Annotated in this window: 9 protein-coding genes; 2 read left to right on the top strand and 7 right to left on the bottom strand. The window is 41.9% G+C overall.

The window, feature by feature from the left end:
- Positions 1–83 precede the first annotated feature (83 nt).
- Entirely contained in the window at positions 84–449 is a 366-nt protein-coding gene (locus B9A58_RS03155; RefSeq protein WP_084370965.1) for a VOC family protein, read from the bottom strand.
- A gap of 154 nt (positions 450–603) precedes the next feature.
- Here B9A58_RS03155 and B9A58_RS03150 point away from each other — a divergent pair, with 154 nt between their 5' ends.
- Positions 604–1,773, top strand: a complete 1,170-nt coding sequence (locus B9A58_RS03150; RefSeq protein ID WP_084370964.1) for a cation:proton antiporter — start codon at positions 604–606, stop codon at positions 1,771–1,773.
- Between the two features lie 4 nt (positions 1,774–1,777).
- Here B9A58_RS03150 and B9A58_RS03145 read toward each other — a convergent pair whose 3' ends face one another.
- From B9A58_RS03145 to uxaC, 6 genes are read right to left on the bottom strand one after another with little or no spacing between them, the layout of a single operon-like run.
- Positions 1,778–3,415: a UxaA family hydrolase gene (locus tag B9A58_RS03145; protein ID WP_084370963.1), complete on the bottom strand. Its 1,638-nt coding sequence runs from the start codon at positions 3,413–3,415 to the stop codon at positions 1,778–1,780.
- Positions 3,412–4,839 carry a tagaturonate reductase gene (locus B9A58_RS03140; protein WP_084370962.1) on the bottom strand — a complete coding sequence of 476 codons (1,428 nt, stop codon included), beginning with the start codon at positions 4,837–4,839 and terminating at the stop codon, positions 3,412–3,414. Before B9A58_RS03140 ends, B9A58_RS03145 begins: the two co-directional genes overlap by 4 nt.
- A gap of 6 nt (positions 4,840–4,845) precedes the next feature.
- Entirely contained in the window at positions 4,846–6,138 is a 1,293-nt protein-coding gene (locus B9A58_RS03135) for a TRAP transporter large permease (RefSeq protein WP_084370961.1), read from the bottom strand.
- Positions 6,125–6,601 carry a TRAP transporter small permease gene (locus B9A58_RS03130; protein WP_084370960.1) on the bottom strand — a complete coding sequence of 159 codons (477 nt, stop codon included), beginning with the start codon at positions 6,599–6,601 and terminating at the stop codon, positions 6,125–6,127. The genes B9A58_RS03135 and B9A58_RS03130 overlap by 14 nt, the downstream gene beginning before the upstream one ends.
- Positions 6,591–7,607 carry a TRAP transporter substrate-binding protein gene (locus B9A58_RS03125; RefSeq protein WP_084371970.1) on the bottom strand — a complete coding sequence of 339 codons (1,017 nt, stop codon included), beginning with the start codon at positions 7,605–7,607 and terminating at the stop codon, positions 6,591–6,593. The genes B9A58_RS03130 and B9A58_RS03125 overlap by 11 nt, the downstream gene beginning before the upstream one ends.
- A 10-nt stretch (positions 7,608–7,617) precedes the next feature.
- Positions 7,618–9,024, bottom strand: coding sequence for a glucuronate isomerase (uxaC, locus tag B9A58_RS03120; protein ID WP_084371968.1), 1,407 nt, complete (start codon positions 9,022–9,024; stop codon positions 7,618–7,620).
- 533 nt (positions 9,025–9,557) lie between these two features.
- On the opposite strand from uxaC, the gene B9A58_RS03115 reads away from it, so the two are divergent.
- Positions 9,558–12,692, top strand: coding sequence for a SusC/RagA family TonB-linked outer membrane protein (locus tag B9A58_RS03115; protein ID WP_084370959.1), 3,135 nt, complete (start codon positions 9,558–9,560; stop codon positions 12,690–12,692).
- Position 12,693: the final 1 nt, after the last annotated feature.

The raw sequence follows: 12,693 nt of genomic DNA, 5'->3' as shown, positions 1-12,693 counted from the left end.
AAATTATCCCTTAATCTTTAATTAAACTAAAAAGCACTGCCATTTTTGATAGTAGTGCTTTTCTGCTATACCAAAAAAGTGTACTATTTCAAACTATGCAAAGCCACGCGATTACCCTCACAGTCTTCAAACACACCAATAAACCCGTACTCACCAATACTCATTTTGGGTTGAAGGGTTTTGCCCCCATTGTTGCCTATTTTATTCAAGGTAGCTTCAATGTCTTCAACACCTAAGTAAACCAAAGTGCCATCGTGTGATGGCACGTAGGTGTCACCTTTGAGCAAAGTGCCAGCCGCACCTGGTGCTTCAGGATTGCTTGGAAACCAGCCCATCAGGGCAGGCCCCATTTCATTGATGTCGATTTTGATGTCGAATGATTTCTCGTAGAAATCTTTGGCTCTGTCCATATCGTTGACAGGGATTTCGAACCAGGATACAGGATTCATAGTCGTATGTTTTAAGTTTTATAATTGATTTATTTTCTCACAAGACGAATAGATAAATTGATTTAGGACAACTCCCAAAAATATTTTTTTACATAGAATTATACCTATCATTCTATCTGTTAAATTTGGTCTGGTACTAAAAGTTAATGAAACCATGCTTGCGGTCATAGAAAGCAATCCTTTCTTGTTGAAGTTTGTCGCCATTGCACTTGCAGTGGTGATTGTTGGTATTTTATTAAGGATGCTGAAGCAGACACATGTGATTGTATATATTATAACAGGCGCAGTGGTAGGCCCTCACATGCTGGCCGTAGTAGATGACCCTGATCTGATAGGTTCGTTGGGCTCTCTGGGTTTGGTGCTTTTACTTTTTTTCATTGGTATGGAAATATCCTTGAAGAATTTAGTTGCCAATTGGAAAATATCTGTTTTGGGCACGGTTTTGCAGGTGATCATCAGCATATTGGCAGTCTGGCTCATTGGCCAATATTATGACTGGTCATTGGCTCGAATACTGACCCTTGGATTTGTGGTGAGCTTGAGTAGTACGGCAGTGATTGTGAAATTACTTCAGGATTCTGGAGAAATGGATCACGTGGTTGGTCAGAACGTACTAGGGATTCTTTTGGTACAGGACGTGCTGATAGTTCCTATGCTCATTACGCTCAATTACCTCTCTGGTCAAGAAACCAGCATGACTGAGATCTGGATGCAAATCATAGGTGGAATCTTGCTAATTGGATTTGTAGTCTTTCTGTTTTTTAGGGGAGAGCTTAAGTTGCCCTTTCACAAGGCATTAAAAAATGATCATGAAATCCAAGTCTTTTTTGCTTTTGGGGTGTGTTTTGGCTTTTCTATGATTACTGGTTTTTTCGGTTTGTCTACAGCTTTGGGCGCTTTTGTTGCTGGAATCTTTGTAGCCACCTCTAAATCCACAGAATGGTTTCACAAGAGCTTATATTCTTTCAAAGTCATCTTTGTAGCTCTTTTTTTTATCTCCATAGGCATGCTGATCAATATCAGGTTTTTATGGGAGCATATCATAATAATTCTAGCTTTGGTAGGCGTGGTTTTATTGACCAACCTATTTATAAACGCCTTAATTATGAGAGGGTTCAAAATGAGTTGGAAGGATAGCTTATATGCAGGTGCACTGCTTTCTCAAATTGGAGAATTCAGTTTCGTACTTGGACAATTGGCTTACTTCAACGAAATTATCACTGATTTTGCGTATCAAATGATTGTGGCAGTGATCTCATTGACCTTGCTTTTAAGTCCAATTTGGATTGGTCTCACCAGGCGTCTGACCAATCCTGTTTCTTGATGCCCTACAACGACACCCCCCGTTTCCACGGAATGAAATCTTCCTGATTCATCAACACGGCCTTGGATTGGATTTCACCACTGGCGATTTTGATCACTTGGTTCAACATTTCTTCGCCCATTTCTGGAATGGTTTTTTTACCTTCAATTACCTCTCCTGTATTGATATCAATAATATCAGGCATGCGTTCGGCCAGTTTGGTATTGGAAGATACCTTCAAGATTGGTGCAATGGGATTGCCAGTGGGTGTGCCCAGACCTGTGGTGAAGAGTACCACATTGGCTCCTGAACCAACCAAACCTGTTGTAGATTCCACGTCGTTTCCAGGAGTGCAGAGCAAACTGAGCCCAGGATGGTTGGCATATTCAGTATAATCGAGAACATCTACTATGGGTGAGGAGCCTCCTTTTTTGGCCGCGCCTGCGGATTTCATGGCGTCAGTGATCAAACCATCCTTGATATTGCCCGGAGAGGGGTTCATATCAAAGCCAGAGCCTACATCTTCAGCTGATTTGGCATAAGCACGCATCAGTTTGATAAACTTCTCAGCATGAGTTTGGTTGTTAGTTCTGTTGATCAACTCCTGCTCTACACCACAGAGTTCGGGGAACTCTGAAAGGATGGCTTTGCCACCCAATGCCGCAATCATATCAGAGACATGACCCAAGGTAGGATTGGCAGAAATCCCAGAAAACCCATCAGAACCCCCACATTCCAATCCAATCGTGAGTTTGGATAGAGGGGCAGGCTGGCGCTCTATTTTATTGGCTTCTATTAGTCCTTTGAAAGTTTCTTTGATGGCGCCTTCTATCAGATCCGTCTCTTTGCCTGTCTCTTGCTGATCGAAAACAAGCAAGGGTTTGGTCACTGTCCCTGATGTATCAGCTATGGCACTTTGCAAAGTGCTGACTTGCGCGTTCTGACATCCTAGGCTGAGTACAGTCGCGCCCACCACATTGGGGTTTTTAAGATAGCCTGCCAACAATCGACAGAGCGTATCACTGTCTTCTCGTGTGCCACCACATCCCGCCTGATGGGTAATGAATTTGATTTTTACGTTTTTGAAAAGGGTGCTTTGTGGCTGGCGCTGTGAAGCAGTTAATTTAACATCCTCAATAGAGGCGCCATTTTCATACTGGCTAACCAAACTGGAAGCAAAGTCGGCGAACGCATTGGTTTGTTCATAGCCCAAAGCCTTTTCAAAAGCCTTTTTGAGGGTCATGATATTTCTGTTTTCGCAGAAAACCAATGGAAAGACCAGCCATACGTTATCAGTTCCTACTTGACCATCTGCACGGTGATAGCCATTGAATGTTCGATTTGAAAATTTACTAACATCTGGAGCCGTCCACTGGAACTTTCCGTTTGTTTTGCTGGAGTATTCAGTGGCCTTATGTGCTGTATTTTCTACTGTAATGGCTTCACCTTGTTTGACGCCATGCTTGGCAGTACCTACCACCAAACCATACATATACATCTCGTCGCCCTGGGCGAAATCGTGTAGTGCAAACTTGTGTTTGGCCTGAATATCTTGTTTGAGCAATATAGTTTTTCCGTTCACGAGAATGGCAGTGCCAGAAGATAGATCTGCCAGTGCTACACCCAGATTGTCAGTTTCATTTATGGTTATCGCCTGATTCATGCCTTTGCAGTTAAAAAGTTCGAGATAGTTGTCCCGTCATTGAGCCTTTCTAGTTGACTGGTCATCAATTCGCTTAACCCTTCGATTTCGTTCAAATTCTGACCCCAGTATTCGGTTTTTTCCAAGACTGTTTTTATGATTTCTGTAGCACTGTGATAGCCTGATTTAAAAGAAGCAAAGAAAGTCTTCACTTCTTCACTGTCTTGAATTTCAAAATCAGATAAGTATAATTTAATCAAATGGGTGAAGGCCAGTACCAAACCTTCTGGTAATGTCTTTTTAGCATTCAGACTATCCAATAGGGAGGGGAGCACTCTCACTTTGTATTTTGAAATCGAATTGAGCGCAATAGTTTTCAATTCGTGTCTGATGTATGGGTTTTTAAAACGCTCTAATACCTCTTGGGCATACGCTTCCAATTCATCTTTAGGCAGATCAATGGTTGGCGCAATTTCGTCAAAAATAATCTGGCGAACGAAAGAGCCAACAGCCTCATCTTCTACTGTTTCTTTTACAGTCTCCAGGCCGTTTAGTAGTCCTACTGGTACCATGGAAGTATGTGCACCATTCAATATCCGAACTTTTCTCACACGATATGGTGTCAAATCTTTGGTGTAAATCACATTCAACCCGCATTGGTCTGCGGGAAAAGACGTTTGAATTTCTTTGCTACCCTCTATCACCCACAAATGAAAGATTTCAGACGAAACGATTAGGTTATCTTCAAAGCCCACAGTTTGTTGGATCTCTGCGACCTCATCTTTTGGATAGCCAGGCACAATTCTATCCACCAGTGTATTGGCGAAGTAGTTATGGTATTCTATCCATTTGGCAAATGCTTCTGGAAGCTTCCAGAGCTTTGCATAATCAAGAATGGCCTCTTTTAACTTCTCACCATTTTTGTCAATAAGCTCGACTGGAATGAACCTTAACCCTTTGGTAGAATCACCCCCAAAATGTTCATATCGCTCCCATAGCAGCTGTGTTACTTTTCCTGGGAAAGTGGCAGCTAAGTCACCTTTGGTGGGAAAGTCGTCTGCTCTGAAAACAATTCCAGCTTCAGTGGTATTTGAAATAACTACTTCCAATTCATCAGAAATAGCTACTAGATCGTATTCATTTCTGGCTTCAAAAGGATTGATGGCTGTTTGAATACATGAGATCAAACGAGTCTCACTTGTAGCTTTGCCATTTTGCAATCCTCTATAAATGTGATGGTACAGACTGTCTTGCTTTCTGAGCATATCCGTCATGCCCTGCGCGATGGGCTGCACCACAGCCACACCACAATTGTAGTCATGCGAATCGTTCATCAAATCAATCATCCAATCGGCAAATGCACGAAGAAAGTTTCCTTCACCAAATTGAAGGACTTTGATTGGAAGGGGAGTGATTGATGTTGTATTTCTATTCAATGCTTGCATAATTTTTTAATCAAATAATTGTGGTAAAAACAAACTGAGCTGAGGGATATAGGTCACCAAAAACAGCACGATAATCATGGCAACAAACAATGGGATGAGAGGTTTGATCACTTTATCAAGCGATATGCCTGCCACACCAATACCTACAAACAAAACGGATCCTACGGGTGGAGTACATAATCCTATACAAAGGTTCATGACCATGATGATCCCAAAGTGTACTGGATCAATGCCAATGGCGGATACCACGGGCAAAAAGATTGGAGTGAAAATCAATACAGCTGGCGTCATATCCATGAAAATGCCTACGCATAGAAGCAATAGATTGATCAACAATAGAATGACGATTGGATTGTCCGAAATACTCAATATCCCTGCTGTTACCGCCTGTGGGATATCAGCATAAGCCATGACCCAAGACATGCTCATGGAGCAGGCAATCAGGAGGGCAACCACTGCTGTAGTTCCCACAGCACTCACGGCAATGCTTCTAATTTTTTCAAAAGAAAGCTCTTTGTAAATGAGTGATAAGACGAACGTGTAAAGCACGGCAATCCCAGAGGCTTCTGTGGCGGTGAATATGCCTACCACAATACCACCAATCACTACAACCAACATCATCAAACTCGGAAAGGCATGAATGAATGTAGTGAATAGTATTTTTACAGTTGATTTTTCTCCTCTTGGATAGTTTTTGATTTTCGCATAGACGAAAGCAACGAGCATAAGCGCCAGTCCCATCAGAATGCCAGGAATGTAACCAGCCAAGAATAAGGCAGCAATGGATACACCACCACTAGCCAGTGAATAAACGATCAGGATATTGGATGGTGGAATGACTAATCCAGTCGTCGACGAGGCGATGTTTACTGCCGCACTGTAAGATTTTTCATACCCCTCTTTTTCCATACGAGGACCTAATGTCCCTCCAATAGCCGAAACTGCAGCCATGGCTGACCCAGATATAGCACCAAATAGCATTGCTCCAATGATATTGACATAGGCCAATCCTCCTGGGAACGAACCAACCAGTGCTTTCGCAAAAGCAATGAGTCGCTGTGCTATGCCCCCTTGATTCATGATTTGTCCAGCAAGGATGAAAAACGGAATAGCCAACAAAGAAAAGCTGTCCAATCCGGTAGCCATACGCTGAGCCATGGTGGTGTAGGCAGGCATTTGATCAATGTTGACCAAGACGGTCAGTAGCGATGATAAGCCTACACTATAAGCTACAGGCACTCCTACGACAAGGAAAAACAGAAAACTAATGACTAAGGTGTATACTTCAAGATGCTCCATGATTGCGCTTTAATTGGTTGAAAAAATCTGAAAGGGCATAATAACAAATGAGCACCCCACTGAGAGGTAAAGCCAAATACACATAACCCAAAGACAATTGCATAGCTGAGGAGGTTTGCCCTAGTTCAAAGGAAACTACCACTAATCGCGTACCACCAATGATTAGGGTAAATAGTGCAAAACCACAGATCAACAAACGGATGATCTTTTGCTGATATAGCTTTTGTTGGTCGGACAGTTTTCTTTCAAGCAATTCGATGGCTACATGCATGCCTTGGCCTGAAGCATAGGCTGCTCCTAGTAGTCCTACCCAAATCAACAAGTAACGGGAAAGTTCGTCTGTAAAGGCACTAGGGTCATTCAGTATATATCTGGAGGCCACTTGCCACAAGACGTTAATCACCATGAGTCCTAAAAGCAGACTGAGGCTCGTTTCTAATAGGCTGTCCAACTTATCTCTCATCTTCTTTCTTTTTTAATGGTTGATTTATTGCAGTGATTTCTTGTATGAGCTGATACAGCTCAGGATCTGTTTTGTACTGTTGGTACAGGGGTTCAACAGTTGCCTGAAATGGTGATTTATTAGGGTAATAAACAGTAACACCAGCTGCTTTTACCTGCTCTAGACTTTCTGCAACCGAGGCTGCCCATACTTTTTTCTGATAATTGACAGCGCGATCTGCCGCCTCTTGCAACCACTCTTTTTGCTGATCAGTGAGGCTATTCCAAAGATAAGTGCTCACAATAAGCACATCTGGGATAGTCGTGTGCTCGTCTATTGAATAGTGTTTACATATTTCATAATGACGTGAGGTAAAGAAGCTAGGTGGATTGTTCTCGGCCGCGTCCACTACACCTTGCTGCAAGGCCGTGTACAATTCCCCAAAGGAAACAGGAGTAGGTGTGCCTCCCAATGTATTGATCATATCAAAGGCAGATTGGCTGTTCATCACTCTAATCTTTAGGCCAGCCAAATCTTCAGGTCTTTGTATGGGTGCCTCTTTTGAGTAAAAACTTCGACTACCTGCATCGAAAAAGCAAAGGCCACGGAGTCGGTAATTGCTTCCTTTCATCAAAAGTCTTTTACCAATTGATCCTTGTAGCACTTGAGCTGTATGTGCCGAATCCCTAAATAGATAGGGGAGCGTCAATACTTTTATTTCAGGTACGAAGTTCTCCAAAGCTCCTGCCGAAACCTTGGTCATGTCAAGGCTGCCTATCTGAAGAAGTTCAAGGAGATCCCTTTCCTTGCCCAGCTGACCATTCGCATAGATGTCGATAGTCAATTGTCCTTTTGATATCTCATCGAGTAATCTCGCCATCTCCACCATGCCGATATGTACTGGATGTGTTTCGTTCAGTTCATGTGCCAGCTTAAGTACACGCACTTCTTTCTCGCTATTGCAAGAAAGAAGGCACATACTATTTACTAACAAAACAAAACCTATTAAATGAGTTCTTATTTTCATGCTTCTCACCTTATTGATCAAATTCAAAATACCTTTTTGCATTGTTGTAGCAGATATCTTCAACCATACTACCTAGCAATCCTATGTCATGAGGCAACTCTCCGTTCACCACGTCTGTACCTATCAGATTGCAGAGAATCCTTCTGAAATACTCGTGTCTTGGGAAGGACAAGAAACTTCTGGAATCAGTGAGCATGCCTATAAATCGGCTGAATAAACCCATATTGGAAAGCGAGTTCATTTGCGCTTCCATCCCCACTTTCTGATCCAAAAACCACCAGCCAGTACCAAATTGAAATTTGCCTATGGTCTTGCCATCATTGAAATTTCCAGCCATGGTGGCAAATAAATCATTGTCTCTGGGGTTCAGGTTGTAAATGATCGTTTTGGCAAGTTGATCTGTATTATCCAGATTATTAAAGAACTTTGACATACGCTCAGCCTGACTGAAATCGCCCATAGAATCATAGCCTGTATCTGGCCCAAGCTCTCTTAGACCTCTTTCGTTATTGTTTCTTAGTGCGCCTAGGTGAAACTGCTGTGCCCAGCCTTTGGCATGATACATTTTGCAAAGAGCAGTCAAAACGAATTCCTGCAAATTTTCTATGCTTTCAAGATCCAATGTCTTGCCTTCTAGGGCTGATAGAAATTGCTGGTCCAGTCCTGTAGCCTTTGGATTAAAGGCCGGAATTTGATTGAATCCCAAATCAGAAACTCGACAACCATTTTCATGAAAATAGTTCACTCTTTGCTGAAGTGCTTCTAATAAGGTGTCCAGACTATTGATGAAAACACCAGAAACTTCTGACAGCTTTTGTATGTAGCTCAAATGATCTTTTGAACCATCCATAGCCAGAGCCTTGTCTGGTCTGAAACTAGGATATACTTTAGGTGCTTTGATTCGTGCCTTGATAGACTGATGATGTTCTAAATTGTCCACAGGATCATCAGTGGTGCAAAGTGTTTCTACATTCAGCTGCAACAAAAGGCCAATACAGGAGTGAGAATCCTTTTTCATCAATGCAGCAGTTTCGTAATAGATTTCTGAAGCAGTCTGTGGAGAAAGCAATTCATCAATTCCAAAATATCTTCTCAATTCTAAATGCGTCCAGTGAAAGAGTGGATTCCTTAAAGTGTAAGGAACGGTCTCAGCCCATTTATTAAATTTTTCTTCATCCGTGCCAGCACCTGTGATGTATTTTTCATCAATGCCATTGGCCCTCATGGCCCGCCACTTGTAATGATCACCATACAGCCAAGCTTCAGTGATATTTGCAAACTGGTGATTGGAAGCCATGGCCTCTGGAGAGAGGTGATTGTGATAATCTATTATAGGCATATGAGCGGCATGGTTGTGATACAACTCCTGAGCCACTGTATTGCTAAGTAAAAAGTCTTGATCTAAAAATTTCTTCATTTTGTTAGTATCTGCGTGTTGTACCACTCATACGTTGGTACAACATGGTAAATCCTCACCACTCTGTGATAGAAATAGTGATCTTCAAGATTAGTGGCAAACGGTGGTGATGACTATTCACCATTTACCATTCTCTATTCTTTATTTGTAAGATTGATTTCAAAAGGTGCTTAGTGGTGGGGCAATTGATACTATTCCTACCCTGATGTTGATCAATAATTGGCCTCAGAGGGGCTTCATTTTGAGCAAATGGTTAGCAGAAAGGTGGGCGTAAGTGTGTCCAGATTTCTGCTCTTTTCTGTGTATTTTTACCACTTCTATTAGAAATGCTAGCAACTAATAGTTGTCCAAACAGGCTCCCACCTTCTCTAAATAGTGATTTACCAACCTTTCTAAAAAATGCTAGGCATATGTTAAGTATTGAATATTGAATCGAAAATCATCTGTTCAAATTTGAATATTCCGAATTGTATCTGGCCATTACTATTGATACAAGGAGGACGCTTAACGTAAGTCAAACTAAATAAGATGATATGTATACAAAACTACAATCTTGCTCTTCTAAACTGAAGAGGAAAATTTACCTGGGACTACTGGCTGTCCTATTTTCTACAGCCGCTATTGCCCAAAGCACAGTTTCCGGTACGGTGACTGATCCATCTGGGGCCACACTCCCAGGTGCTGCTGTGATTGCAGAGGGTACTACGGCCGGATCCGTTACAGATCTTGACGGCAAGTATTCGATAGAGGTTCCACAAGGAGTCACTAACCTTAAAGTTAGTTTTATTGGATATGCTACTCAGACGATAGCTATTGGAAGTAGAACTACCATTGATGTGGTATTACAGGAAGATGCGGCTACTCTGAGCGAAGTAGTTGTGATCGGCTACGGCACGCAAAAGAAGTCAGATCTTACTGGAGCTATTGTTGGTGTTGATTCACAAACCATTACCGAAAGAGGTACAACTAGCCCTATGCAAGCATTGCAAGGTTCTGTAGCTGGTATCACAGTTTCTAATTCTACCGGACGATTGGGAGATGATTTTAATGTAAACATTCGAGGTTCAAATTCACTAGTCAAAGAGGGTGATTCACCTGCACAACCTTTGTTTGTAGTAAATGGTGCAGTGGTGGATAATATTGACTTTTTGAATCCACAGGATATCGCAAGTGTTGATGTATTGAAAGATGCTGCATCTGCCGCTATCTATGGTTCGCGTGGGTCGAAGGGAGTCATCATTATTCAAACTAAAGGTGGCGTACATGTGCCAAAAGGGACAACTTTTTCTGTAGAATCTTTTTACGGATTTAAAGAGGCTGCTAGATTGCCCGAGATGATGGACTATGCTACTTGGAGAGAGTATCACATGGGTGCTTATCTGGCTACTACAGCTGACTACGACCTGTTGACACCAGATGAGTATTATGAAAAGGTAGCCTCACAGGCATCTAATTCAGTTTTGAGCACAAGATTCGAAAACCTAGATGGATTCGATTGGTATGATGCAGTACTCAAATCTGGTATGCAGGCTAACAACTACATTTCTATGAATCATAGAGATGGTGGCTCTTCCTATTCAATGGGACTTGGGTATCAAACGGAAACAGGCAATATTGTAAATGAGTCGCTTGATAAGTACTCTTTCAGAGCTAGCATTGATCAGGAGCTTAGTAAAAAGTTCAAAACAGGCGTTAGTTTTTCTGCCACCCTGACGAATAATGAAAGAGGAAATGCGAATGCGATGCAAGATGCGTTTCGTCTCAATCCTTTTCTTACGCCGTGGGCTGTAGATGAGAATCATGAGGAGATCGTAGGAGAGCTATTTCCAAATCCTGGAAAACTTACAGATCCAAATGACCCCACCGGCGCCACTTATTTGATTAACAAGACAAGTACATACAACCCCTTGTTGGAAATAGCTAATGCTACTGATCAAACACGACAATGGAACATGCTAGGTAATGTTTACCTGCAGTATCAGATTGCAGACTGGATCAAAGTAAAAACAGCCTTAGCGACAGCTACCAAACGCTACAGAAGAGGTAAGTATTGGGGAGTATTGACAGACAAAGGAAGTACGAATGGTAATTTGGCTTCGTCGGAAGTGGCCACATACGACAACTTTAACTATGCATGGGACAATCAGTTGGATATCAACAAAACGATTGGTAACCTGCATGCATTCAATTTCATGGCCTTGCAAAGTATTTTTGTGAATAGAACAGAAAGAAGCAATATATCTTCACTTGAACAACCATTTGAAACTGGTTTTCACAACGTAGGCTCAGGTCTTCAGAGTACCTTCAACTTAGGTAACTCATTTACCCAAAATCAATTGGCATCTTATGCTTTGAGATTGAACTACGTATTGGCAAATAAATATGTCATTACAGTAACCAATAGATGGGATGGTGCTTCTCAATTGGCTGACGGCCGAAAATGGCAATCGTTCCCTTCTGTATCGGGTGCATGGAAAATCAGTGAAGAAGCCTTCTTGAATGGCAATCCGATCGTTTCCGCCATGAAATTGAGAGCAAGTTATGGTACTACAGGTAGCCAGAGAGTATCTCCATATTCATCTGTGAATACGCTTAGCGATCAGGTTTATTACGATTACAACGGTACTTCCGCCAATGGCTGGGTAGCAGGAAGCCTGGCCAATAAACAATTGGGTTGGGAAAAGACTACAGAATTTAATATCGGATTGGACTATAGCTTGTTGAATTATAGGATTTCAGGTAGTGTGGACTGGTACACAAGAGACACAGACGAGTTGATATTAGAGCAAACGTTGCCTCTGGAGACAGGTTATGAAACGATTAAGGCCAACAATGCAGTGATCAGAAACACTGGAGTAGAGGTGCTTTTAAAGACAGTCAATGTAGAAACAGCTAAAGTGAGATGGGAAACCACATTCACTTTTAGCAAAAATGTAAATACCATAGAGGAACTTTATGGACAGTCTGAAAATGATGATGTAGGGAACAATTGGTTCATTGGAGAATCTGTGAATTCGCACTACAACTACAAATTCAATGGCATCTGGCAAGCTGATGAAGCGGAATTGGCTGAGCTATATGACCAAAATGAAGGACAAGCTAAGGTGTTGGATGTCAACGGAGACGGCGTAATAGATCCGGAAGATGATAGAATGATCTTGGGCTCTTCAGACCCTAAGTGGACTGCTGGTTTTAATTCAAGATTGACAGTTGGTAATTTCGATTTCAACATTAATGCTTACGCAAACCAAGGTGTTTTGGCATATAGTGAGTTTCATCAAAATTTTGAAGATGTAAGAGATAGAGGCCGTCAGAAGCTCAACATAGATAGCTGGTACATTCCAGCCAACAACGTGGGTGTGCCTGCTCAAGCTTCTAATACTTATCCTCAACCAAGAAATGCGGGTACGTATTGGAAGGATTCTCAAGTAGGATACTACAAGGACGCGTCATTTATCAAAATCAACAACATTTCATTAGGCTATACTTTACCTAATGCCCTGTTGGAAAAAATGAGAATCCAGAATCTAAGAGTATATGTAAACGTGCTCAATCCATTCGTATTCACAGATTATGACGGATGGGATCCTGAGTGGTCCGAGGCAAGTTTTGGAGCAGGTAGGGTGAGTACCATCACTACTCAGTTGGGTTTAAGTCTTAAATTTTAAA

It is taken from the genome of Reichenbachiella faecimaris (assembly GCF_900176375.1).
Lineage (GTDB): Bacteria > Bacteroidota > Bacteroidia > Cytophagales > Cyclobacteriaceae > Reichenbachiella > Reichenbachiella faecimaris.
This window is presented reverse-complemented; position numbering and strand designations above follow the sequence as displayed.